This window comes from Streptomyces sp. NPDC017225, assembly GCF_044331465.1.
Taxonomy (GTDB): Bacteria; Actinomycetota; Actinomycetes; order Streptomycetales; family Streptomycetaceae; genus Streptomyces.
This window is the reverse complement of the sequence record NZ_JBIRNE010000006.1, coordinates 328,014-351,144: the sequence shown is the minus strand read 5'-3', so window position 1 is coordinate 351,144 and position 23,131 is coordinate 328,014. Positions and strand designations below refer to the sequence as shown.

Annotated in this window: 22 protein-coding genes, 1 tRNA gene and 1 riboswitch; of the genes, 4 read left to right on the top strand and 19 right to left on the bottom strand. The window is 70.7% G+C overall.

The annotated features are described in order from the left end of the window. Positions 1–43: 43 nt before the first annotated feature. The 7 genes from ACH4NX_RS17155 to ACH4NX_RS17125 form a co-directional block, all read right to left on the bottom strand. Positions 44–739 (bottom strand): hypothetical protein, encoded by a 696-nt coding sequence (locus ACH4NX_RS17155; RefSeq protein ID WP_351388835.1) that lies wholly within the window; start codon positions 737–739, stop codon positions 44–46. 226 nt (positions 740–965) lie between these two features. After that, on the bottom strand, positions 966–1,175 hold the full coding sequence (locus tag ACH4NX_RS17150) for a hypothetical protein (RefSeq protein WP_351388837.1): 210 nt from the start codon (positions 1,173–1,175) through the stop codon (positions 966–968). Positions 1,176–1,245: 70 nt separating this feature from the next. Continuing rightward, a complete protein-coding gene (locus tag ACH4NX_RS17145) occupies positions 1,246–2,112 on the bottom strand; it encodes a GNAT family N-acetyltransferase (RefSeq protein WP_383523088.1) in 867 nt (288 codons plus the stop codon). Between the two features lie 90 nt (positions 2,113–2,202). Continuing rightward, positions 2,203–2,403, bottom strand: coding sequence for a hypothetical protein (locus ACH4NX_RS17140; RefSeq protein ID WP_279562702.1), 201 nt, complete (start codon positions 2,401–2,403; stop codon positions 2,203–2,205). A gap of 4 nt (positions 2,404–2,407) precedes the next feature. Continuing rightward, positions 2,408–3,526 carry a radical SAM protein gene (locus ACH4NX_RS17135; RefSeq protein ID WP_398127649.1) on the bottom strand — a complete coding sequence of 373 codons (1,119 nt, stop codon included), beginning with the start codon at positions 3,524–3,526 and terminating at the stop codon, positions 2,408–2,410. A gap of 77 nt (positions 3,527–3,603) precedes the next feature. After that, positions 3,604–3,990: a DUF6415 family natural product biosynthesis protein gene (locus ACH4NX_RS17130; protein WP_351388844.1), complete on the bottom strand. Its 387-nt coding sequence runs from the start codon at positions 3,988–3,990 to the stop codon at positions 3,604–3,606. Next, positions 3,987–4,493, bottom strand: coding sequence for a hypothetical protein (locus ACH4NX_RS17125; RefSeq protein ID WP_279562699.1), 507 nt, complete (start codon positions 4,491–4,493; stop codon positions 3,987–3,989). Before ACH4NX_RS17125 ends, ACH4NX_RS17130 begins: the two co-directional genes overlap by 4 nt. A gap of 164 nt (positions 4,494–4,657) precedes the next feature. Here ACH4NX_RS17125 and ACH4NX_RS17120 point away from each other — a divergent pair, with 164 nt between their 5' ends. Both ACH4NX_RS17120 and ACH4NX_RS17115 read left to right on the top strand, forming a co-directional pair. Further along, positions 4,658–5,773, top strand: coding sequence for a helix-turn-helix domain-containing protein (locus ACH4NX_RS17120; RefSeq protein ID WP_398127648.1), 1,116 nt, complete (start codon positions 4,658–4,660; stop codon positions 5,771–5,773). A 12-nt stretch (positions 5,774–5,785) separates the two neighbouring features. After that, positions 5,786–6,370, top strand: a complete 585-nt coding sequence (locus ACH4NX_RS17115) for an HD domain-containing protein (protein ID WP_351388849.1) — start codon at positions 5,786–5,788, stop codon at positions 6,368–6,370. Positions 6,371–6,608: 238 nt separating this feature from the next. On the opposite strand, the gene ACH4NX_RS17110 is transcribed toward ACH4NX_RS17115, so the two are convergent. Next, a tRNA-Leu gene (locus tag ACH4NX_RS17110) sits at positions 6,609–6,695 on the bottom strand. Between the two features lie 405 nt (positions 6,696–7,100). On the opposite strand from ACH4NX_RS17110, the gene ACH4NX_RS17105 reads away from it, so the two are divergent. Beyond that, a complete protein-coding gene (locus tag ACH4NX_RS17105) occupies positions 7,101–7,871 on the top strand; it encodes an ABC transporter ATP-binding protein (protein WP_351388850.1) in 771 nt (256 codons plus the stop codon). Positions 7,872–7,915: 44 nt separating this feature from the next. Beyond that, a complete protein-coding gene (locus tag ACH4NX_RS17100) occupies positions 7,916–10,444 on the top strand; it encodes an ABC transporter permease (protein ID WP_398127647.1) in 2,529 nt (842 codons plus the stop codon). Between the two features lie 63 nt (positions 10,445–10,507). Here the strand turns inward: ACH4NX_RS17100 and ACH4NX_RS17095 are convergent, their stop codons facing one another. The 11 genes from ACH4NX_RS17095 to ACH4NX_RS17045 all read right to left on the bottom strand — a co-directional run bounded on the left by ACH4NX_RS17095 (position 10,508) and on the right by ACH4NX_RS17045 (position 23,102). Beyond that, positions 10,508–11,809, bottom strand: a complete 1,302-nt coding sequence (locus tag ACH4NX_RS17095; protein WP_351388854.1) for a class I SAM-dependent methyltransferase — start codon at positions 11,807–11,809, stop codon at positions 10,508–10,510. 237 nt (positions 11,810–12,046) lie between these two features. Continuing rightward, a complete protein-coding gene (locus ACH4NX_RS17090) occupies positions 12,047–13,462 on the bottom strand; it encodes an NAD(P)/FAD-dependent oxidoreductase (RefSeq protein ID WP_351388855.1) in 1,416 nt (471 codons plus the stop codon). 433 nt (positions 13,463–13,895) lie between these two features. Continuing rightward, complete coding sequence (locus ACH4NX_RS17085; RefSeq protein ID WP_351388857.1) at positions 13,896–14,837, bottom strand: Ppx/GppA phosphatase family protein; 942 nt, start codon at positions 14,835–14,837, stop codon at positions 13,896–13,898. Further along, positions 14,834–15,373, bottom strand: coding sequence for a DUF501 domain-containing protein (locus ACH4NX_RS17080; protein ID WP_398127646.1), 540 nt, complete (start codon positions 15,371–15,373; stop codon positions 14,834–14,836). Before ACH4NX_RS17080 ends, ACH4NX_RS17085 begins: the two co-directional genes overlap by 4 nt. A gap of 104 nt (positions 15,374–15,477) precedes the next feature. Continuing rightward, positions 15,478–15,960, bottom strand: a complete 483-nt coding sequence (locus tag ACH4NX_RS17075) for a septum formation initiator family protein (RefSeq protein WP_279562689.1) — start codon at positions 15,958–15,960, stop codon at positions 15,478–15,480. Positions 15,961–16,076: 116 nt separating this feature from the next. Further along, positions 16,077–17,366 carry a phosphopyruvate hydratase gene (gene eno, locus ACH4NX_RS17070; RefSeq protein ID WP_351388861.1) on the bottom strand — a complete coding sequence of 430 codons (1,290 nt, stop codon included), beginning with the start codon at positions 17,364–17,366 and terminating at the stop codon, positions 16,077–16,079. A 303-nt stretch (positions 17,367–17,669) separates the two neighbouring features. Further along, a complete protein-coding gene (locus ACH4NX_RS17065) occupies positions 17,670–18,416 on the bottom strand; it encodes a transglycosylase family protein (protein ID WP_351388863.1) in 747 nt (248 codons plus the stop codon). A gap of 3 nt (positions 18,417–18,419) precedes the next feature. Next, a riboswitch (cyclic di-AMP (ydaO/yuaA leader) is annotated at positions 18,420–18,586 on the bottom strand. Positions 18,587–18,768: 182 nt separating this feature from the next. After that, on the bottom strand, positions 18,769–19,848 hold the full coding sequence (locus ACH4NX_RS17060; protein WP_398127645.1) for a transglycosylase family protein: 1,080 nt from the start codon (positions 19,846–19,848) through the stop codon (positions 18,769–18,771). A gap of 141 nt (positions 19,849–19,989) precedes the next feature. After that, positions 19,990–21,336: a cytochrome P450 gene (locus ACH4NX_RS17055; protein WP_398127644.1), complete on the bottom strand. Its 1,347-nt coding sequence runs from the start codon at positions 21,334–21,336 to the stop codon at positions 19,990–19,992. Positions 21,337–21,369: 33 nt separating this feature from the next. Beyond that, positions 21,370–22,365 carry a nucleoside triphosphate pyrophosphohydrolase gene (locus ACH4NX_RS17050; protein WP_398127643.1) on the bottom strand — a complete coding sequence of 332 codons (996 nt, stop codon included), beginning with the start codon at positions 22,363–22,365 and terminating at the stop codon, positions 21,370–21,372. A gap of 89 nt (positions 22,366–22,454) precedes the next feature. Continuing rightward, a complete protein-coding gene (locus ACH4NX_RS17045; protein WP_351388871.1) occupies positions 22,455–23,102 on the bottom strand; it encodes a SurA N-terminal domain-containing protein in 648 nt (215 codons plus the stop codon). Positions 23,103–23,131 lie beyond the last annotated feature (29 nt).

Sequence of the window (23,131 nt, the reverse complement as noted above, 5' to 3'; positions counted from 1 at the left end):
GCCCCGCCGCCACCGCGCCAGAGCCTGACGAGGCGGGAGCCGGCTACGTCGTGAGCCCGGTGACCTTGGCCAGGAAGTCGGCGTTCGCGGCCACGTCGTGCCCGAGGACGACCGAGTGGTGTGGCAGCTCCACCACGCGCTGGGCGACGTTCTCGCGGGCGGCCGCGGGGCCGCCGTCGTCGACCCCGAGGAGCGCGAACACGTCCGGGTAGCGGTCCTCCGTCGCGCCGCTCATGAAGTCCGCCCCGCCCAGCACGCGACCGGTCTCCTCGACGGCCGGGGCCGCCCCGGCCTCGATCCTGGGGAACACCAGCGCCGCTGCCTCGCCCTCGGTCGCCAGGGGGACGCCGAACCAACCGGTGAACTGGTCCGGGAACACCTGCGTCTTCAATTCCTTGCCGCGCTCCCACAACGGCGTGCGGTCCCCGGCCAGCAGAGCCTCCGTGACCCGCTTGTCCTGTGTCGGGTGCAGCGCCTCGCCTGCCTCCAGACGCTCCCGGGCGGTCTCGAACCAGCCCAGCGCCTCCAGCAGGCCGAGGCCGACGGCCGCCGCCGAGGGCCAGGGCAGGACGTCCACGCCGCCCCGCTCGCCCGGCCGGACGAAGACGCGGTCGTTGGCGAGCAGGCCGTAGCCGTGACGGGAGGCCAGGGCGAGAGCGGTCGTCGTCTTGCCCGCGCCCTTGCCGCCGAAGGTCAGGACCGTGCGCCCGTCCTGGACGACGGCCGAGGCGTGCAGCACGGCCCAGCCGTCCCGCAGCAGCGCCCCGCACCACCTCCCGTGCCAGGCGGGCGGTCGCCGTGGCGACGTCCTCGGTGCGGCAGCCGACGACGTCCAGCCGCGGCACCCCCGGCTCCGACCGGTAGGCGAGCGCGCCCTCCGGCGACACGGCCCGGATCACTCCCCCGGACGCGTCCGCCGCAAGGAGCAGTTGGGCCCGCGCGTAGGTGGTGCTCGTGTGCGGGGACTACGTCACGGCCGAGGCGATGTCGTCGTACTCGCGGGTGTCCACGCGGGCGGTGACCAGGGCCCCGGCGCTGACGCTCGCGGGGTCGGCCTCGGCGGCCTTCCACCAGGTTCCGAAGTAGCGGGCGGACCAGTCGGTGACGGCCTGCTCGGCGGAGACGACGGTCACGGCCGCGCCGGCGCTCTCCAGACGTACGGCGTGGTTGGTCATGGTCAGTTCCTCCTGGACGGAGTCAGTAGCTACGGAGTACCGGGCACGGCCTGAAAGGCGCCGCGCCGGCTCACACGTCGGCCTGGTTGACGAACCCCAGCGATGCCAGGCCCTCGGCCCGGCAGAGCCGGTCCGAGGTGCCCCCGACCTCGGTCTGCAGGAGCTGGTAGGCAGCCCCGTGCTGGTGCCCCCAATGCATTGCTGCGCGCCACAGGGCCCGCCCGTAGCCGCGGCCGCGGTGCTGGGGCAGGACGCCAAAGTACTGAGGCAGTAGTCGCACGTACCCCCGGGCGTCGTTCATGGTCTCCATCGGACCGATGGCGCCGGCGACCAGCCCGTCGTGGAGCACAGTCAGGACGGGGCCGACCGTCCCGGCCTGCATCTGTCCGTACAGGAACGCGAACCCGTCCTCGGCCATCGCCGTGGCGAACGCCTGGAACCCGGCGTCCTCGGGCAGCTCCTTGTACTCCTGGATCGGCACACCTGGCGCATCCCCGGGCCCGGCGGTGAGGTCCTTGAGCTGGACGCGCGTCCCCTGGGCGGACGCGTCGGGCTGGTCGGCGCCCAGGAACCACACGATCCGGGCCTTGGCCGCGCCGTGGGCGGGGGCCAGTTTCCGGGCCAGGTCGGCGCCGGCCGACAGGCTGTCCGGCGCTGCCCCGTAGACGTGGACCTTGACGACGCCCCGGCCGCGCTCGGCGAGGGTCGGGACGAAGGTCTGCGCCTGGTCGTGCTCGATCGCGTCGACCAAGACCCGTTCGGTCTTGGTCTCGGCCCAGCGGCGGTCTTTGTCGTGCGGGAGGAAGCGGCCGGTACCGGCGCTGTCCACCACAGCCTCCAGGAGTTCGTGGAGCGGGTCTCCCCAGCGCGCGGGCCCGAGGGTGGGCACATACGGCACGGGCATCACGGGCTCGATCCAGCCCCAGTGAAAGCGCATGACCGCACGCTACCCACGCCGCGCACACGCCGCAGGCCCCGGCGCGAACTGGCCCGGAGCCTGCGGCGTCACCCGCCGGTCAGGGGACGGCTAGTGCGGGTTGTCGTCACCGGCGGCGCACGAGCACTTGGCGCTGTCCATGACGGTGTCCATGTCGCTCACGGCGGTGATCCGGGTCACGGGCTCCACCGGCACCAGGACGGGACGCGTCAGGTACGGCTGGCCGGTCTGGGTCGGTCCTTCGTCCGGCAGCGGACGCCGCGGTGAGATTTCGACGGTTACAGCGGTCATCTGTTCACCCTGCTTTCTTATCTCCGTGCTGGCAGTACGCCGCCAGCGGGGCCTTCGCCTCCTGGTAGTGCTTGGCCAGGGGCCTGCACACCCGGCAGGAGCCGGCCAGGCTGCATCCCGAGCAGCCTCCAGTGCGAAGCATCAGGCGGTCCGCGATCGCGCCCAGGCGGGCCAGGCCCTCGATCCCCTCGTGGGGCAGGCTGATCTGGTCGTCGCGGCCGATCTTGCAGATGGACACCAGGCCGTGGGGGTCCATGTGAAAGAAGGTGTGGCCGGCGTTGCAGCCGGTGAACTGCTTACGGACGCGCAGGTGCTCCTTGGACTGCGCGGTCAGCACCTCGCCCCCGCCGTAAATGGTGGGCGTCATGTTGGTGAAGACCTCGTACTCGACGCCCCACCGCTGACACAGGTCGACCATGTTCTGTTCCTCGTGGCCGTTGTCCTCGGTGACGACGATGCTCATGCGCAGCGGCAGCCGGGCGTGGCGGGCGGCGTTCATGCCCTGCACGAACTGGTCCCAGGCACCCGGGCGCTGCGTCAGCGCGTCGTAACTGGCCTTGGCCGCTCCGTACATGGAGACGGTGACGCGGTAGGGCGGGCACTCCCGGAAGAGGCGCAGCAGGTTCTCCCGCCACAGCAGCGACCCATTGGTCGAAACCGTGACCATCATGCCCAGCTCGAACGCGTGCCGGTAGGACCGCATGAAGTCCTTGTCGATGGTGGGCTCGCCACCGGTGACCTGGAGAAAGAGCACGCCGGCCTCGGCCATGACGTCCAGGCAGCGCCGCTTGTCCTCCCACGGCATCCCGGACTGCGTTTTCAGCCCCAGGTAGCAGTGCTTGCAGTCGTAGTTGCAGCCGAGGTTGACCTCCCAGGACGCCTTGCCATAGCCCCAGGAGGACGGCTGACGGACGAGGAGGTACTCCCCGGTCGGCCGGCCGGTCACGTCGAGGTCGGGCCACTGTCCACGGACCGCGTCGACGAGCCAGGCCGGGGCAGGTTTGGCGGGGTCATGGGCGCGCAATTCCTCGTACCGGGCCTCTGGCAAGAGGGCCCCGCCACGGCTGCCTGGCCGCACGAGCGTGTGCTGTTCCAGGAACGGGCTGGCGATCAAAGAGTGCACGAAGACTCCTCGGATGGGTTGGTGCCGCTCCCTGCCGTACGCACCGGGCAGCACGGCCAGGAGCGGAAAGCCGACTGTCAGGACGGTGTGGACGGGAGACCGATGGCAACGAGCTGCCCGGTCTCTTCCTCGTGTGAGCAGATCGCGGCCAGGGCACGGCAGTTCAGGGCGAGGTCTTCGAGGTGGACAGCGGCCGTGCGGTTGTCCGGGCCGGGCCCTTGGCGCAGGGTGTGGTCGACGCGGCCGAGGAGCCAGCGGGCCGTCTCTCGGTCGGCAGTATCGTGGCACTCGTCGTTGATCGCCTCGTCCACCTTCGGCGCCAGGTGCCCGACATGCTGGCGCAGGCGGGCGGTCAGCTGGTCGACCTGCTCGCGGCCCGGTACGCGCAACGGCAGGCAGGAAGTGATGCTCAGCGCCTCAGTCCAGTCCTGCCGAGGGTCCGCCGTCGGCTCCGCGGGCCTCACCGCGCACCTGCTTCGGCCGTCTTCTTCCTCGTCACGTGCACGAGTTGGCTGATTGCGTCGGGGTTGCACAGATCGGCGGGTCCGTCCATCGGGACCACCCAGCAGGAGCGCGCCCGGGGGTGCCGGAAGTCGATTCCAGGGCAGGGCACGCCGAGGTAGTGGTCATCGCCGAAGCACTCGGTCTCGGGCTCTCGCCAGGAGTCGCAGGCTTTCGAGGGGACGAGGCAGTAGTACCAACCTGCGGTCTGGTCGACGAAGACCGGCCCTCGGTGGAGCGCCGCGCTCAGGTAGGCACTCACCCTGACACGCTCCTCGCTGCCGGCAGCGGCGGTGATCAGGGAGGCGGGGACGCGGATGGCGGTGAACGCTCCGCCGCAGCGCAGCAGCGCCACTCCTCGGTCGTTCCATTCCCTCTGGGCCCGGTCGCGGTTGTCCGCAGCGGCGAGCAGCCAGTTCGAGACGGCCCTGTCCCGGGCCTGCACCAGCGCACCCGCGGTGGTCACGACTGCGACCTTCGATCCGTCGACTTGCCGAACGGGTCCCATGTCTGGCTGCCCCCCTCTACGCTCGATTCCGTGATGGCCTCGACACTAGAAACCGCAGGTGGGGGCTGGAACTGACTGCGAGTACAGGTGGCTTGAGCTCTAGCCGTCAGGATGGACACCCCATGCGGCCTCGCCCGGACCGAACCCTGACCGCCAGTACGGGTACGCCTCCGCGTCCCCGCGCCGGCCTCATCTCCGGTTACGTCCTGCGCGTCATAAGGGAGCAGCAGGGTTACACGCAGGAGGAGGCGGCCGAGCACCTGGGCGTGAGCCTGGACACCGTCGCGGGGTGGGAGACAGCTCGCCGACCGCTGACCGCCGTACCGTACGGGCAGATGCTCACGTACCGGCACAAACTGATGTTGATGGGCGTCTCGGCCGCGCTGCTCCAGGCGTGGGGGAGGGCCCTCGAGGCAGACGTGCTCCTCACAACCGTCCTCGACGAGGAGGTCCCCGTCGAGGAGAGCCCTCTCGCGGTGATGGTGATGCAGCGCGAGCTGGGCGCCGTGCTGGCGTGGCCCCTCAACGGTGTACCCCCGGAGCCGGTGCGGACCCTGCCCGCCCCTGCCCGGCCCCGGCGCGGACCGGCGCCGCCCGGGCCGCAGCTCTCCCTGGAGGAGCGCCGGCGCTTCTTCACGCATATGCGGACCACCGCCGAGCAGGCCCGCGGCCCCGGCCGGTTCCTGCTGCGCCGTCAGGCCCTCTACCTGTCGGGGTACGACACCGCCACGGACACCGCCGACTGGCTTGCCCACCAGCAGAGGACCGAGCGCCCCGACGACTGGCTGACGGGCTGGCTCAACGGTCGTTCGGTGGCGGCCGTCGCCGCCCGCCAGGGCGACCGCGACCGCATGGACCACTGGATCGACACGGCCCTCCGTGACAACGACGCAGGCGAGACCGCCAACCTCAACTACTGGGCGTACTGGGTCGGCGAGATGCAGCACGTAGAACTGTCCGACGATTTCATCGCCGACCGCACGCCACGGCCCTGGCCCGGAGACCGGCTCCTCGACCATCTCGTCCAGGGCGTGGCCCCCGAGCACGGATACGTGGACCTCAACATCCACACCGTGTGGTCCCTGCTCCAGCTCCGGCCCAACCTCCTGCGCTCAGGAGCTGCCTCCCGCGCCCTGCGCGACCGGCTACCGATCATGTTGGATAGCCGGGAGCTCTCGCCACGTGGCAGACGGGAGCTGGAGAGCATCCACTATGCAATCCGCCTCGCCGAGGCGTGAGAGGAGCCCGAAGTGTCAGACGACCTTTCCGCGGTGGCGAACTTCCTGTACGAGGCGGGGACGCTCAAGCAGACCAAGCGCACCGGATGGTGGATGGCGGGCGTCCGGGACCCTGAGTCGGTGGCCGAGCACTCGTGGCGCACCAGTCTGATCGCGTCGATCATCGCGAAGCTGGAGGGCGCCGACCCGGCGCGGGCCGCGTTCCTCGCCGTCTGGCACGACACCGGTGAGACCCGGACCGGGGACGTCAACCACCTCGGCAAGAAGTACACCGACGGTGAAGCCGACGCGCGCGCGATCGCCGCCGATCAGGTCACCGGCATGCCCGAGGCCTTGGCGCAGGCCGTGACCGACCTGATCGGCGAGTACGAGGCACGGGAGTCCCCCGAGGCGGTGTGCGCGCGGGACGCCGACAAGCTGGAGTGCATGATCCAGGGCATCGAATACCGAGCCCAGGGATACGAGAACGCTCAGCGGTGGATCGACAACAGTCGCGGCCGGATCGTCACCAGGAGCGGCCAGGCCCTCGCGGACGCTGTCCTGGAGACCGGTTCGCTCGACTGGCTCCGCGCCGCCCTCGGTGAAACGAAGCGCTGACCGAGCTGCCCGGTCGTCCTAGGCAGTGGAGGACGGCCGGGCGCCGCACACGAGCCGACCGCGCCTCGGTGTCGCAGTAGTCGTACAGCAGACGGTCATGATCAGCGCGCTGTCCCTTGACGGCGAACTCTGAGCTCTTGCCGACGAAGTAGCCGCCCGTGCACTCACGGTGCACCACACGGAAAGAGAGAGACGGCCCCGCAGGACCGTTGTCACTGGTCACGCAGGGTGACAGCGGTGGTGCCCGGAGCCGGACTTGAACCGGCACGCCCGCGAAGGGGCAGCGAGGTTTAAGCTCGCCGTGTCTGCATTCCACCATCCGGGCAGGCCATGGGCTCCGCGTTGAGCGCCCCGAGCCTATCGGGACGGGTCCCTCGAACAGCGGGCGGGCGGAGCGATGTTGTCTTATTTTATTGGCGCCTGAGGGAGCATCAGCTCGGGGGGCGGGTCATCCGCACTTGCCAACACCCTTGCGCGCGGTGGCCGGCCTTGTATGCGGAATGACGGAATTTCACCGTCTCTACAAGGGCGCCCGCCCTGTTATCGCCCGGGGGCGCCGCGGTGGAGCCTGTCAGGGGCGCCTGTCATCCCCAGGTATGACGCCGGCCCGCGTGGTCCGACCGAAGTCGCCCCCCAGAACCGGAACAGCGGCTGACTACACGGCGCTCCGCGGCCGGAAGGATGGAGAACGTCCCCGAGCACACGCCGTACCGACAGGAGCGCCCTTCCCGTGACCACCGCACCCATCGCCGACCGGTCCACCACCGTGGCCGCACGCGCCACGGAGCTTTCCAAGATCTACGGCCAGGGCGAGACCCAGGTGGTCGCGCTGGACCGGGTCTCCGTCGACTTCCGGCAGGCCGAGTTCACCGCGATCATGGGCCCCTCCGGCTCCGGCAAGTCCACGCTGATGCACTGCGTCGCCGGGCTGGACAGCTTCTCCTCCGGCTCGGTGCGCATCGGCGAGACGGAACTGGGCTCCCTGAAGGACAAGCAGCTGACCAAGCTGCGCCGGGACAAGATCGGGTTCATCTTCCAGGCGTTCAACCTGCTGCCGACGCTGACCGCGCTGGAGAACATCACCCTCCCGATGGACATCGCGGGGCGCAAGCCGGACAAGCAGTGGCTGGACTCCGTGATCCGGATGATCGGTCTGTCCGACCGGCTGGGCCACCGTCCCTCCCAGCTCTCCGGCGGCCAGCAGCAGCGCGTGGCCGTGGCCCGGGCGCTGGCCTCCCGGCCGGAGATCATCTTCGGTGACGAGCCGACCGGAAACCTCGACTCCCGCTCGGGTGCCGAGGTGCTGGGCTTCCTGCGCAACTCGGTGCGGGAGCTGGGGCAGACCGTGGTGATGGTGACCCACGACCCGGTGGCCGCCGCCTACGCGGACCGGGTGGTCTTCCTCGCGGACGGACGCATCGTCGACGAGGTGTACGGGCCGACGGCCGACTCGGTGCTGGACCGCATGAAGCAGTTCGACGCCAAGGGCCGCACCAGCTGACGTCCCGCCCGCCTCTCCCCCGTACGTCTGGACAGAGAAGACCCATGTTCCGTACCGCCTTGCGCAACGTGTTCGCGCACAAGGCCAGGTTGTTGATGACCGTGCTCGCCGTGATGCTCGGCGTGGCGTTCGTGTCGGGCACCCTGGTCTTCACCAACACCATCTCCGACGCCCTGCAGAACAGCTCCGCCAAGGGCTTCGACCACGTCGACGTCGCCGTCACGACCGAGTACCAGGAGGCCGAGGGCGACAAGGTCGGCGAGGTCCCCGAGCTGACCGAGGCGCTCCTCGACGACAGCGCGAAGGTTCCCGGCGCGGCCTCCGCCATCGGTGTGGTCTCCGGCTTCACCGCCGTCGCCGACAAGGACGGCGACCTGATAGGCGACGGCTGGAGCACGCGGGGCGGCAACTACTGGGGCGCGAAGGACCCCCGGTACCCGCTGACCGACGGGCGCGCCCCGAAGGGTGAGGGCGAGATCCTCATCGACTCCAAGACCGCCGAGCGGTCCGGTTACGGCGTCGGCGACACCGTGCGGATGTCCGTCGACGGCCCGGTCCTCACCCCCAAGGTCGTCGGCGTCTTCACCACCGACGACGGCGGCGTCGCGGCCGGCGGCAGCCTCACCCTGTTCGACACGGCGACCGCGCAGAAGCTGTTCGGCAAGGCGGGCACGTACTACGAGATCGACGTCAAGGCGAAGGCCGGTGTCACCCAGGCCGCGCTGAAGGCGGAACTGGACAAGGCGCTGCCGAAGGACCTCGTCGAGACCACCACCGCCGAGGAGCTGGCCGACGACCAGGCGGAGATGATCGCCTCGTCGATGAGCGGCATGAAGCAGGGTCTGCTGGTCTTCGCCGGCATCGCGCTGTTCGTCGGCACGTTCATCATCGCCAACACCTTCACGATGCTGGTCGCCCAGCGCACCAAGGAACTCGCCCTGATGCGTGCGGTCGGCGCCTCCCGCCGGCAGGTGACGCGGTCGGTGCTGATCGAGGCGTTCGTCGTCGGTGTCGTCGCCGCCGTGACCGGCCTGCTCGCGGGCGTCGGCATCGGTGCCGGGATGCGCTCCCTGATGGGCTCGCTGGGCGAGGTCGTGCCCGACGGGCCGCTGGTGGTCTCCCCGGGCACGATCGTCGCGGCCCTCGCGGTCGGCGTGCTGGTCACCATGCTGGCGGCGTGGCTGCCCGGCCGCCGGGCCGCGAAGATCCCGCCGGTCGCGGCGATGAGCAGCGTGCACGCCACGGCCACGACGAAGTCGCTGGTGCTGCGCAACACGCTGGGCGCGCTGGTCTCGGCCGCCGGCGTCGCGGTCGTCCTCGCGGCGACGACGATGGAGGGCTCGGACGGGCAGGCCCCGATGGGCATGGGCGCGGTGCTGCTGATCATCGGCGTGTTCATCCTGACGCCGCTGCTCTCCCGCCCGCTGATCGCCGCCGCGGCACCGGTGCTGCGCGTCTTCGGCGTCGCGGGCAAGCTCGCCCGGCAGAACTCGGTGCGCAACCCGCGCCGCACCGCCGCCACCGCCTCCGCGCTGATGATCGGCCTCACCCTGATCACCGGCATGACGGTGATGGCCGGCAGCCTGCAGAAGTCGATCGACAAGATGGCGTCGGCGTCGATCGAGGCCGACTACGTGGTCTCCATGGCCAACGGCAGCCCCCTCAGCCCGGACGTCGCAGAGAAGCTCGGCGGGGCCGACGGCATCACCGCCATCAGCCCGCTGCGCAACGCGGAGTCCCGTATCGACGGGGAGACCGAGTACCTCACCGGCGTCAACGGCTCCACGATCGGCGAGCTGACCGACCTGGAGGTCGAGCAGGGCGCCTTCGAGATCGGCGGCACGAACGTCGTCGTGGACGCCGACACCGCGAAGGACCACGGCTGGAAGGCCGGCTCCGCCTTCACCGTCGCCTACGAGGACGGCGAGAAGCAGCGGCTGGAGGTCGCCGGTGTCTACGAGGGCAACGACATGATCCGCGGCATCATGGTCGACCTCGCGGGCGTCACCCCGCACCAGTCGGACCCGGTCGACATGCAGGTCATGGTGAAGATGTCCGACGGGGCCTCCTCCGCCTCCAAGGACAGCCTGGTGAAGGCGCTGGATACCAACCCGGCGATCAAGATCCAGGACAAGCAGGACATCTCCAACGAGATCGCGAAGATGTTCACGCTGATGCTGAACATGCTCTACGGTCTGCTGGCCATGGCGGTGATCGTGGCCGTCCTCGGCGTCATCAACACCCTGGCCATGTCGGTCTTCGAGCGCTCGCAGGAGATCGGGATGCTGCGGGCGATCGGCCTGGACCGCAAGGGCATCAAGCGGATGGTCCGCCTGGAGTCCCTGGTGATCTCCCTCTTCGGCGGTGTGCTCGGCATCGGCCTCGGCGTGTTCTTCGGCTGGGCCGCCGGACAGCTGATGGGCTCGACGATGCCGACGTACGAGCTGGTCCTGCCCTGGGCCCGGATGGGGGTCTTCCTCCTGCTGGCCGCCGTCGTGGGCGTCCTGGCGGCGCTGTGGCCGGCCCGCCGGGCGGCGCGTCTGAACATGCTCGACGCCATCAAGGCCGAGTAGGCGGTACGTGTGGACAGGGCCCCGTTCCGTCAGGAGCGGGGCCCTTCGCGGTGCGCGCGGGGGTCAGTTCCAGGTGCGGGCGCGCAGCGGCATCCCGGAGCCGCCCGGCTCGGGGGTCCGCACGGCGAGGACCTGGTTGACGCCGATGCGGTTGCGCTCGAAGGCGAGTGCGGAGGCGGCCATGTACAGCTGCCAGACGCGGGCCCGGCCGGGGCTGACGAGGCGGGTGGCCGCCGCCCAGCCGGACTCCAGGTTGGCGACCCAGCGGCGCAGGGTGAGCGCGTAGTGCTCGCGGATCGACTCGACGTCGCGCACCTCGAACCCGGCGCGCTCCAGCTGGGTGACGGTACTGCCGACCGGGGCGAGTTCGCCGTCGGGGAAGACGTAGGCGTCGATGAACTCGTCCACGCTGTAGGCGGACTCGTCCCGTCGGGGGCGGCGGGCGATCTGGTGGTTCAGCAGCCGTCCGCCGGGCTTGAGGAGCCTGAACAGGTCGACGGCGTACTCCAGGTACCGCTCGGCGCCGACGTGCTCGGCCATACCGATGGACGAGACGGCGTCGTACGGTCCGTCGGCGACGTCCCGGTAGTCCTGGACGCGGATCTCCACCCGGTCGGTGAGTCCCTCGTCGGCGACGCGCTTGCGGGCGAACGCGGCCTGCTCCTGGGACAGCGTGACGCCGACGACGCTCACCCCGTGCTCACGGGCCGCGTGGATCGCCAGGGAGCCCCAGCCGCAGCCGACGTCGAGGAGGCGCTGACCGGGGCTCAGTCCCAGCTTGCGGCTGACCAGTTCGAGCTTGTCGCGCTGGGCGTCCTCCAGGGTGCCGCCCTCGGACGGCGGGACCGGCCAGTAGGCGCAGGAGTACACCATGGACGGGCCGAGGACGAGCTCGTAGAAGTCGTTGCCGACGTCGTAGTGGTGGCTGATGGCCCGTCGGTCGCTGCGCTTGGTGTGCAGGTGGCGGCGGGCCCGGCGGACCTCCTCCGGCGGCGGGGCGGGCGGCAGCGGCGGCCCGGCCAGCCGGACCAGACCGCGCACGGCGGACCGGACCTCGGGGTCGCGGAGCGCCTCGGCGAGGCCGCGGGCGTCCTCGCCGCGCTCCCAGAGGAGACCGGCGAGCAGACCGAGGGCGGTGTAGAGGTCGCCGTCCACGTCGAGGTCCCCGGCCACCCAGGCACGGGCCAGACCGAGTTCGCCCGGCTTGAACAGCAGGCGCCGCAGGGCCCTGCGGTTGCGGACGACGAGTGTCGGCGCGCCCGGCGGGCCCGCCTGTGAACCGTCCCAGGCGCGGATGCGCACCGGGAGTGGTGTTCCCAGCAACTGTTCGAAGAGGTTCTGCAGCCGCAGCGCGGCGTCAGCCATGGCGTACCTCCGTGACGAGCGAGCCCGGATGTCCCACATGAATGTCCGACAGGAATGTCCGACACCACGTAAACACCTGGGAGCCCGCCGCACAGTCCCCGGCGCGCGTGACGACTGAGCAAAATACCTGTACACGCCACGAGGTTTTTCGCCCCGTCGGCGCAACGCGAAGGGGCCGTCCGCACCACGGATGGCGGACGGCCCCTTCGGGGAACTACTGCGGGAGATGACCGGAGGTCAGGAGGCCTTGGCCTTCTCCTCGGTCTTCTCCGACCTCGCGGCCTTCTCGCTCTTGTCGGCGGCCTTCGGCGCGGCCGGCGCCGGCTTGGCGGCCTCGTAGAACTCCTCGCGCGGGGTCTCCATCGCGCCGAGGGAGACGACCTCGCGCTTGAGGAACATGCCGAGCGTCCAGTCCGCGAAGACGCGGATCTTCCGGTTCCAGGTCGGCATCGCGAGACCGTGGTATCCGCGGTGCATGTACCAGGCGAGACGCCCCTTGAGCTTGATCTTCATCTTGCCCATGACGATCATCGCGACGCCCTTGTGCAGGCCGAGGCCCGCCACCGCGCCCTTGTTGGCGTGGCTGTACTCCTTCTGCGGGAAGCCCCGCATACCGGAGATCACGTTGTCGCCGAGGACCTTGGCCTGACGCAGCGCGTGCTGGGCGTTCGGCGGGCACCAGGCGTTCTCGTTGCCGGCCTTGCGGCCGACCAGGTCCGGCACCTGGGCGTTGTCGCCCGCGGCCCAGATGTAGTCGGTTCCCTGGACCTGGAGGGTCGGCGCGCAGTCGACGTGACCGCGGGGGCCCAGCGGCAGGCCGAAGCGGGCCAGCGCCGGGTTGGGCTTGACGCCGGCCGTCCACACGATGGTGTTGGAGTCGACCTCCAGGCCGTTCTTCAGCACCACGTGGCCGTCGACGCAGGAGTCCATGGAGGTGGACAGGTAGACCTCGACGCCGCGGCCCTCGAGGTGCTCCTTGCCGTACTGGCCGAGCTTGGGACCGACCTCGGGGAGGATCTTGTCGGCGGCGTCCACGAGGACGAAGCGCATGTCCTCGCGGGAGACGTTGTTGTAGTACTTGGCCGCGTCCCGGGCCATGTCCTCGACCTCACCGATGGTCTCCGCGCCGGCGAAACCGCCGCCGATGAAAACGAAGGTGAGCGCCTTGCGGCGGATCTCCTCGTCGGTGGTGGAGTCGGCCTTGTCCAGCTGCTCCAGGACGTGGTTGCGCAGGCCGATGGACTCCTCGATGCCCTTCATGCCGATGCCCTGCTCGGCGAGGCCGGGGATCGGGAAGGTGCGGGAGACCGCGCCCATGGCGATGACCAGGTAGTCGAACGGCAGCTCGTACGCCTCGCCCACGAGGGGGGCGATCGTGGCGACCTTGCGGTCCTGGTCGATGGTGCTGACCCGGCCGGTGAGGACCTCCGCCTTCGGAAGCACGCGCCGCAGGGGGACGACGACGTGCCGCGGGGAGATGCTGCCGGCGGCGGCTTCGGGGAGGAAGGGCTGGTAGGTCATGTACGACCGCGGGTCGACGACGGTGACGGTCGCCTCGCCGTAACGCATCTTCTTCTGGATGCGTCGAGCTGCGTACAGGCCTACGTACCCACCGCCTACTACGAGGATCCTGGGACGCTCCGTGGTGCTCATGCCATCGAGTATCCACCCGGTTGAGGGGGGTGGTTCGTGCGCCCCTTCACAAGCTTCGGCGGTGGCTGTGCTACCATCCGCCGCCCACGTGACGGAGATCATGATGGAGCAAGGAACCGGTGCGTGGCGCACCCCGTTGTCAATGCCGCGTGAGCTGCCCCTCCGCACCTTTACGGGCGTTGGGCCACCCTCCTGGAGCGTCTGCCCAGGAGACTCTCCGGACACCGTCCTGAACACGTTCAAAGGGCAGTTGAACCCCCAAAAGGGTCAACCGACGCGCTTTCGTCGTCCGACTGGGCCCAATTCCTTGTGAAGAACTTCACGAAGTTTCCCGACAGGATGTCACCGAGGGGCCCCGAAGGGCCCCCGGCACCCGCTCAATCGTCGTCCGTCCCGCTCGTCCGTCCTGCTCAGACCACGACCGCGAGGACCCCTACGCCAACGACCACGCGATGCCGTCGAGGATGTCGTGCTCGCTCACCACGACCTCCTCCGCGCCCGTCCGCTCCATGATCGAGAGCAGGACGAGCGCTCCCGCTCCGATCACGTCGACGCGGCCCGGGTGCATGGAGGGAACCGCCGCGCGCTCGGCGTGGGTGGAGCGCAGCAGCCAGTCGGTGATCTCACGGACCCGGTCGCGGGAGACGCGGGAGTGGTGGATGGCGGCCGAGTCGTACTCCGGCAGCTCCTGGGCGATCGCGGAGACGGTCGTGACCGAGCCGGCCAGCCCCACCAGCGTGCGGGCCTCGCGCAGGGGCACCGTCCGCTCGGCCAGGTCCAGGGCGGCCTCGATGTCGGCCCGCATCGCCGCGACCTGCCCGGCGGTGGGCGGGTCGGTCACGGCGCCGTCGCGCACCAGGTGCCGCTCGGTCATCCGGACGCAGCCGACGTCCACGGAGCGGGCGGCGCGCACGTGGTCCTCGCCGACGACGAACTCCGTCGAGCCGCCGCCGATGTCGACGACCAGGTAGGGCTTGTCGAGGTGGTCCCGCCCGCTCAGTTCCCGCGTGGCGCCGGTGAAGGAGAACTCGGCCTCCTGGTCGCCGGTGATGACCTCCGGCTCGACGCCGAGGATGTCCAGCACCCCGCGCACGAACACGTCCCGGTTCTCCGCGTCCCGGGAGGCGGAGGTCGCCACGAAGCGCAGCCGCTCGGCGCCGTGCTCCTTGATCACCCCGGCGTACTCCCGGCAGGCGGCGAAGGTCCGCTCCAGCGCCTCGGGCGCCAGTCGCCCGGTGCGGTCGACGCCCTGGCCGAGCCGCACGATGGTCATGCGGCGGTCCAGGTCCGTCAGCTCGCCCGTCTCCGGGTCCACGTCGGCGACCAGGAGCCGGATGGAGTTCGTACCGCAGTCGATGGCGGCGACACGGGTCACTTGCCGTCCTCCCCACAGGTCTCGGAGACCGTCACGCACGGCCCCTTGCGCCACCACTCGGGCAGCATCGCGATCGCCTCGTCGCCCAGCGGGTTGACGCCGGGTCCGGCCGCCAGCGAGTGGCCGACCAGCACGTGCAGGCACTTCACCCGGTCCGGCATGCCGCCCGCGCTCGGGAAGCCGGTCAGCTCCTCGATCTCGTCGCGGCGCCGGATGTAGTCCTCGTGCGCCGCGCGGTAGGCGGCGGCCAGTTCCGGGTCGGTGGCCAGCCGCTCGGTCATCTCCTTCATCACGCCGTTCGCCTCCAGCGTGCCGATCGCGGAGGCCGCCCTCGGGCACGTCAGGTAGTACAGCGTGGGGAACGGAGTGCCGTCGGGCAGCCGTGGGGCCGTCTCCACGACGTCCGGCTGCCCGCACGGGCAGCGGTGCGCGATGGCGCGCAGGCCGCGCGGGGGTCGTCCGAGCTGCTGCTTGAAGGCCTCGACGTCCGCGTCGGTGGGCTCGGTACGCGGGGTGGTCGGCGGGGGAGTCTGCATGACTGTCTTCTGCTGGTCTTCCTGTTGAGTCACTGCCTGCACGGTCGGCTCACCGCCGGCCGGGCCGGTTCACTGCCGTGATCGGTCACTGCCGGCATGGTCGGTCACTGCCGGTGGGCGGCGGCGTCGGCCTTGTCGACCCCGTCCCAGACGTTCCGGTACCAGGGCCGGTCGGCGGCGCCGGCCTCGGCGCGGGCCTGCTCGGCCGCGTCCGGGTCGACGACGACGAACCCCGTCTCCCCCGGCATCACATAGTGCAGCCGCAGCCGGATCTGCTGCTCGGCGTAGGCGTCGTCCTGCCAGCGCGCCTTGAGGTCGCGCAGGTCCTCGACCCGGTCCCGGGTCTCCTGCCGCTCCCGCTGGAGGTCGGCGATCTCGGCGCGCTGGGCGACGTACTGCCGTATCGGGTAGGCGAGTGCCACGACGAGCGAGCAGAGCACCATCGCGAGCAGCGCGGCCCGGCCGGTCAGCCGGGAACGACGGGCCTGGCGCTTGGTCTGCGAGCGGTAGACCCGGGCCGCGGTCTGTTCCCCGATGATCCGGATCCTGGTCGCGGTGGAGAAACGGTCCCGGTCCTTCACCGCCATGTCTGTCCCCGCCTTAAGTCCACACGTGCGTACGTCCCCGCACACGGTACGGGACCGAGTACGGGGACGTACGTACGACGCTGCCCTACAGGGGCGGTGCTCAGCCCTTGCCGTGCCTACTGGTTCGCAGAGCGAAACCGCGGGAACGCGCTGCGGCCGGCGTACACCGCGGCGTCGTCGAGGATCTCCTCGATGCGCAGCAGCTGGTTGTACTTGGCGACGCGCTCGGAGCGGGCCGGGGCGCCGGTCTTGATCTGGCCGCAGTTGGTGGCGACGGCCAGGTCGGCGATGGTGACGTCCTCGGTCTCGCCGGAGCGGTGGGACATCATGCACTTGAAGCCGTTGCGCTGGGCCAGCTCCACGGCGTCCAGGGTCTCGGTCAGCGAACCGATCTGGTTGACCTTGACGAGCAGGGCGTTGGCGGCGTCCTCCTCGATGCCGCGGGCCAGGCGCTCCGGGTTGGTGACGAACAGGTCGTCGCCGACGATCTGGACCTTGTCGCCGAGCTTGCCGGTGAGCACCTTCCAGCCGGCCCAGTCGTCCTCGAACAGCGGGTCCTCGATGGAGACCAGCGGGTACGCCTCGACCAGCTCGGCGTAGTACTCGGTCATCTCGGCGGCCGAGCGGTCCTTGCCCTCGAAGGTGTAGACGCCGTCCTTGTAGAACTCGGACGCGGCGACGTCGAGCGCGAGGGCGATCTGCTCGCCGGGGGTGTAGCCGGCCTCCTTGATCGCCTCGAGGATGAGGTCGAGGGCCTCGCGGTTCGAGCCGAGGTTCGGGGCGAAGCCGCCCTCGTCTCCGAGGCCGGTGGCCAGGCCCTTGCTCTTCAGGACCTTCTTCAGGGTGTGGTAGACCTCGGCGCCCCAGCGCAGGGCCTCGGAGAAGGACTCCGCGCCGATCGGGGCGATCATGAACTCCTGGATGTCCACGTTCGAGTCGGCGTGCGACCCGCCGTTCAGGATGTTCATCATCGGCACCGGCAGCAGGTGCGCGTTGGGGCCGCCCAGGTAGCGGAAGAGCGGCAGGTCGCTGGCCTCGGAGGCGGCGTGGGCGACGGCGAGCGAGACGCCGAGGATGGCGTTGGCGCCCAGCGAGCCCTTGTTGTCGGTGGCGTCCAGGTCGGACATGGCCTGGTCGATCAGGCGCTGCTCGGTGGCGTCGTAGCCGACGAGCTCCGGGCCGATCTGCTCGATGACGGCGAGGACGGCCTTCTCCACGCCCTTGCCCAGGTAACGGCCCGCATCGCCGTCACGGAGTTCGACGGCCTCGAAGGCGCCGGTGGAGGCGCCGGACGGAACGGCGGCACGACCCGTGCTGCCGTCGTCGAGGCCGACCTCGACCTCGACCGTGGGGTTGCCTCGGGAGTCCAGGATTTCCCGGGCTACGACGACGTCGATGGACGGCACGAGCATCTCCTTCTTCAATGTGACGCTTAGGTGTGACGCGCGGGCCCACAGGACCGCAGCGGCTCTGCGGGACCGAGCCTAACCGGCTCCGGGCGATCGGCCAGCCGATCGCCCACCCGCTGGACAGAACCGAGAGTAAATTGTTTCCGAACGGAACAAAGACGTTTCCGGAAACCGGGGCGGGCCGGGGCGTGAAGCCCGTCCGGGCCGGGGCGTCAGAAACCCGTCCGGGCCCGGGCGTGAAAAACCCGTCCCGGTGCGTACGGGGGAACACGCACCGGGACGGGAGCTGGGGGCCGCTGCCTACTTGAGGTGCAGCTGCTGGCCCGGGTAGATGAGGTCGGCGTCGTCGACGATGTCGTCGTTCAGCTCGAACACCTTCGCCCAGCCGCCCTTGACGTCGTGCTCCTCGGCGATCGAGCTGAGGGTGTCGCCCTCGACGACCTTGTACTCGCCGTCACCCTTCTCGACCTTCTTGCCGGTCGGGGTGGTGACGGTCTTCTTCTCGGGGGCCGGGCGCTCGTCGGAGCGGGAGGCCTTCTGCTCGGTGGAACGGTCGGCCGTGGAGCCGCCGCCCTGGCTCTGCGAGCTCTCGGAGCTGCCGGAACCCTCGGAGCTGCCGGAGCTCTCGGAGGAGCCGCTGTCCTGGCTCTCGCCGGAGCCGCCGCCGGTGTACGCGGCGCCCGACAGGCCGGTGCCGCAGACCGGCCAGGCACCCTTGCCCTGGCCCGCGAGCACCTTCTCGGCGATCTCGATCTGCTGCGCCTTGCTGGCCTGGTCGGCGGTGGAGGCGTACTGCGTACCGCCGTAGCCGGCCCAGGTGGAGGCGGAGAACTGCAGACCGCCGTAGTAACCGTTGCCGGTGTTGATGGACCAGTTGCCGCCGGACTCGCACTGGGCGACGGCGTCCCACTCGGAGGCGGTGGCGGCGGAGGCGTTGCCGGCCGCCATCAGCGGGGCGGCGACGGCGGCACCGGTGACGCCGGCGACGGCGATGACACGGGTGGCCTTGGACGGGCGGCGGTGCTTGCCCTTGCCGGAAAACAGCATGGTTGATCCCCTCACCGACGCCTGCGAGGTGAGCTGTCGGGTTCGGGCCGGTTGAGTTGCCCGGCCGGGTTCCTCGCGGAACTCGGCTCCACCCCTAGCCGCTCCGGCTCAACTGCCCGGTGCGGCACTTACCTTGGGTCCCCCGCTCCTGCCTTCGGCGCTTGCGCGACGACTGTTCCCGGACGGCCGCTGGCAGGATTCGGCGTTGCGGCAGCCGGGGCCCGCGATGGCGAGCGGTCATGACCGTAGACACGCGCGCCGCGGATTTTCAAAGACGATCACGGCTTCTGAGACCTATCTCTCACGTGATCCAAAACGGACATACGGTCTCTAACCATGACGCGAACTGGCCCTACTTTTCGCCCGATTCGCCCCTGACCGTGAGCGTCTGACCGGGCAGGATGTGGTCCGGGTCAGCACCCACGACCTCCTTGTTGCCGGTGTAGAGCGAGCGCCACCCGCCGTCGAGCTCAAGGGAGTCGGCGATACCCCAGAGACTGTCGCCGGAACGCACGGTGTACGCGCCGTCCACGACCTCTCGCGCCTGCCCCTCTCCGCGCGAGGCGTGCCGTCCGGACGACTCGGCCGTACGGCCGCTCGCCACACCCTCTTCGGCACTGCCGCCGCGATGCCGGCCCTCACCGGACTCACCGGTGTCGGTGAGTGCCGAAGAGCCGCCGCTCCGACCCGACTTGTCCCGTTCACCGACCTCCGGAGAGGCTGTGGGTGAATTGTCGGCCCTCTGTGGATCGACACTCTCCGCGGAGCCGGATTCAGTGGATCTGTCGGACTTGGTCGAATCGTCCTCACTGCCCGACGAGGAGTCAGGGGTGGGCGAGGCGGACGACGAAGGGGACGAAGCGGACTCCTCGGGCGCGGGTTCCGCCGACTTCGTCGAGCCGGTCGACCCGTTCGAGCCGGAGGAGCGGGTCGAGCCGGAGGAACCGGACGAGTCGGACAGGCCGGGCGAGCCGGGGGCGTCCGACGTCCCCGAGGTGCCCGAGCCCTTCGACGAGCCGTCACCCGTCGAACCCGCGCCGCCGCCCGCGGACCCCGAGTCGTCGCCCAGGCCCGCGAGCAGACCGCAGGTCGGCCAGGCGGCGATGCCCTGGTCCGCATGCATCTTCTCGGCGACGGCAATCTGCTGGGAGCGGCTGGCCTGGTCGGCGCTCGGCGCGTACTCCAGGCCGCCGTAGCTCTCCCACGCGTCCTGGGAGAGCTGGAGACCTCCGTAGTACCCGTTGCCGCTGCTCTGGCTCCAGGCACCGCCGGTCTCGCACTGCGCGACCTGGTCCCAGTTCGCCCCGTCGGCCGCGTGGGCGCCGGTGGCGCCCAGGAGCGGGATCGCGATGGCGGAGCCGGTCACTCCGGCGGCGACGACCAGGGCGGGAGCCTGGCGGGGGCGACGGTGACGACCGTTCCCGGAGAGCATGCGACGACCTTTCGGAGACAACGGGGACCGCGCGGCGGTGATGCTCGGCGCCACGCTGATTCGTGAACGTATAGGCAGATGATCGCTTGTCACAAGTTCATGCCGCGCAGATCACGTGAAGATCACAGAGTTGAGCGCGTGTCACTTTTGCATTGGTGACGAACCGTTGCCCGCCGATGACGACGGGACGGGTGTGAACGACACGGGCAAGGTGCGCAGACCGCGCATGATGAGCCCGCCGCGCCAGCGCAGATCGGCCGGGGCCGCGTCGAGGCGCAGGTCCGGGAGGCGGGTGAGCAGCGTGGCGAGGGCGGTCTGCCCCTCCAGCCGGGCGAGCGGGGCGCCGAGGCAGTAGTGGATGCCGTGGCCGTACCCCAGGTGCTGGCTGTCCCGGCGGGCGAGGTCGAGGGTGTCCGGGTCCGTGAACCGCTCCGGGTCCCGGTCGGCGGCGGCGAGGACGACCAGTACGGGGTCGCCGGCCGCGATGTCCTGCCCGCCGATGGTGAGCGGCCGGGTGGCGAAGCGCCAGGTGGCCATCTCCACCGGGCCGTCGTAGCGCAGCAGTTCCTCCACGCCGGTCTCCAGCAGGGCGCGCTCGCCGGCGGCGAGGGACGTCTGGAGCCGGGTCCGCTGTTCCGGGTGGGTGAGCAGGGCGTACGTGCCGTTGCCGATCAGGTTGACCGTGGTCTCGAAACCCGCGAACAACAGGATGAAGGCCATCGCCGCCACCTCGTTCTCGGTGAGGTGCTCGCCGTGGTCGGAGGCGCGGATGAGCGCGGAGACGAGGTCCTCGTCGGGGCCGGGCTCGGGCGGCAGCGCCGCGCGCTTGCGGTGGATGAGGTCGGCGAGGTAGCCCCGCATCTTCTTCACCGACCGCGCGACCCCGCCCCTGGGCCCGCCACCGTGGCGGATCATCATCCCCGCCCAGTCCCGGAAGTCGTCCTGGTCCTCGCGGGGTACGCCGAGCAGATCGCAAATGGCGTAGATGGGCAGCGGGAAGGCGAACTCGTGGATCAGGTCTGCGGACCCCGTGCCGGCGAACCGGTCGATGAGGTCGTCGGCGAGCTCCTGCACCCGGGGCGCGAACTCGGCGACCCGGCGGGGCGTGAACGCCTTGCTGACCAGTCGGCGCAGCCTGGTGTGGTCCGGCGGGTCGATGTTCAGCAGGTGGGTCATCAACTCGGCCTTCCGCTCCCCCGGAATGCCGGTCTTGCCCTTGGCGTGCGCGGGCTCGTCGTGGTGGGCCGGGTTCTTGGACAGCCGCGGTTCGGCGAGGGCCTGCTTGGCGTCGGCGTACCGGGTGACCAGCCAGGCCTCCACACCGCTGGGCAGCCGCGTCCGGTGCACGGGGGCGTGCTCGCGCAGCCAGGCGTAGGCGGGGTAGGGGTCGCCGGCGAACTCCCAGGTGAAGAGCTCGGGGGCGGGGACGGCGCTGTCGGGGGCGGCGCCGTGGGGCGTGGGGTGGTCGGGCGTGGGGTGGTCGGTCACCCCTTGACCGTATCCGGGGAGCCAGGGGCGTCCTCAGTCCCCGGCGCCCTCGGTCCGCCTGATCGCGTCCCGGTACGTCCGTGCCGCCGCTCGCAGTGCCGCCTCCGGGTCCGTGCCCTCGGCCTCGGCGCGTGCCGCCAGGGCCAGCAGCTCGTAGCCGACGCCCTCGCCCGACGGGAGCGGGACCGGGAGGTCCGCCGTGCGCACCCGGGAGGCGAGCTTGGCGGCGAGGGCCAGGCCGGGCTGGCCGAGGGGGACGCCCTCGGTGACCGAGGTGCGCTGCTTCTCGGCCGCCTTGGTGCGCAGCCAGTGCTCCCTGACCTCCTCGGGGGTGGACGCCGTCTCGTCGCCGAAGACGTGCGGGTGGCGGTGGATCAGCTTGGCGACGATGGTGCCGGCGACGTCGTCGACGGAGAACGGCGCGTCGGGGTCCTCCTCGGCGATGCGGGCGTGGAAGACGACCTGGAGGAGTACGTCGCCCAGCTCCTCGCGCAGTTCGACGCGGTCGCCGTCCTCGATCGCCTCGACGAGTTCGTACGCCTCCTCGATGGCGTACTTCGCGAGGCCCTGGTGGGTGCGCCGCGACGACCAGGGGCACTCGGCGCGGATGCGGTCCATGACCTGGACGAGGTCGAGCAGGCGGGCACCCGGCAGGTCGTAGGAGGCGGGGAGCAGCTCCAGGTCCGGCATGCGGAGGCGGCCCGATCCGGCGAGGCGGGCCAGTCCGTCGGTGAGGGCGGGGTCGCCCTCACCGGTCGCCACGACCACCACCGTGTGCCCGCCGGCGCAGGCGGCGACCAGTTCCTCGGCGGTGGGGGCCGTCTCGTCGACCCGTATGCCCGCCTCGCGCAGATACGGCAGCTGAGGGTGGGCGCCGTCGGCGCACAGCACGCGGTCGGCGGTGCGCAGGGCCTGCCAGGCGGGCCAGGACAGCAGGCCGGGGGCGACGCGGTGGCTGGTGGTGAGCAGGACGACGCGGCCGGGACCGGGAGTGGTGCCGGGAGCGGTGTCGGCGGTGGTTGCGTTCACGAACAGAACGTAACGCACGCGGCCGACAGCCCCGTGAGTTGTCCACAGGGGCCCCGTGCCGTCCGGCAGGGCCCGCCCCCGCGGGACTGCTACGCCGTCTGTCGCGTCTGCGCCGCCGTGGTCTCCCGCAGCCACGGCACCTCGGTGTCGACGCGGCTGCTCTTCTGGACGTCCCAGGCGCCGTAGCGCGGATTGAGGTCGACGTCGAGCTTCTCGGAGGCCTCGGACAGGGCCTGCCAGAACTCGGGCCGGCTGGTGTCGGTGCCGAGGGTCTCGGCGAGCTTCTGGGCCTCCAGCTGGACGCGGAGGTTGTCGTCGAGGCGCTCGGGCGGGACGCCGTACTGCTGGAGCCAGACGGTCTCCAGCTCCTTGGCGCCGCCGGCCTGCTCCTCGAGTCCGCCGCGCATCCGCTGGACGTCCTTGCGGGTGACGGTCACGCCCGCGTCCTGGGCCGCGCGGTGCAGGACCCGGTCGAGGACCATGCTGTGCAGGGTGTCGCGGGTGAGGCCGCCGGTGCGGGCGAGGACCTGCTGGTACTGGGCGTCGTCCGGGACGGAGGCCCGCTGTGCCTCGCGTACCTCGTCGACTCGGTTCTCCAGCTGGGCGACGGTGATCCGCTGGTCGCCCACGACGGCCGCCGCTCCCGGATGCGCGTCGTTGCCGCAGGCGGTGAGCAGGGGCGCCGCGACGGCGATCGCTGCGGTGAGGAGGAGCGCGGTGCGACGGCGGCGGTGCAAGGAAACCTCCCGAGGAGAGCTTGTGCGAC

Excerpts from the sequence above, each read along its gene's own strand:
- ACH4NX_RS17100 (WP_398127647.1), top strand. The coding sequence starts at position 7,916 with ATGTTCCGTACCGCCTTGCGCAACGTGTTCGCGCACAAGGCCAGGTTG.
- ACH4NX_RS17065 (WP_351388863.1), bottom strand. The coding sequence starts at position 18,416 with ATGCTGTTTTCCGGCAAGGGCAAGCACCGCCGCCCGTCCAAGGCCACC.
- ACH4NX_RS17150 (WP_351388837.1), bottom strand. The coding sequence starts at position 1,175 with ATGACCAACCACGCCGTACGTCTGGAGAGCGCCGGCGCGGCCGTGACC.
- ACH4NX_RS17090 (WP_351388855.1), bottom strand. The coding sequence starts at position 13,462 with ATGAGCACCACGGAGCGTCCCAGGATCCTCGTAGTAGGCGGTGGGTAC.
- ACH4NX_RS17120 (WP_398127648.1), top strand. The coding sequence starts at position 4,658 with ATGCGGCCTCGCCCGGACCGAACCCTGACCGCCAGTACGGGTACGCCT.
- ACH4NX_RS17145 (WP_383523088.1), bottom strand. The coding sequence starts at position 2,112 with ATGCGCTTTCACTGGGGCTGGATCGAGCCCGTGATGCCCGTGCCGTAT.
- ACH4NX_RS17095 (WP_351388854.1), bottom strand. The coding sequence starts at position 11,809 with ATGGCTGACGCCGCGCTGCGGCTGCAGAACCTCTTCGAACAGTTGCTG.
- ACH4NX_RS17140 (WP_279562702.1), bottom strand. The coding sequence starts at position 2,403 with ATGACCGCTGTAACCGTCGAAATCTCACCGCGGCGTCCGCTGCCGGAC.
- ACH4NX_RS17060 (WP_398127645.1), bottom strand. The coding sequence starts at position 19,848 with ATGCTCTCCGGGAACGGTCGTCACCGTCGCCCCCGCCAGGCTCCCGCC.
- ACH4NX_RS17075 (WP_279562689.1), bottom strand. The coding sequence starts at position 15,960 with ATGGCGGTGAAGGACCGGGACCGTTTCTCCACCGCGACCAGGATCCGG.
- ACH4NX_RS17080 (WP_398127646.1), bottom strand. The coding sequence starts at position 15,373 with ATGCAGACTCCCCCGCCGACCACCCCGCGTACCGAGCCCACCGACGCG.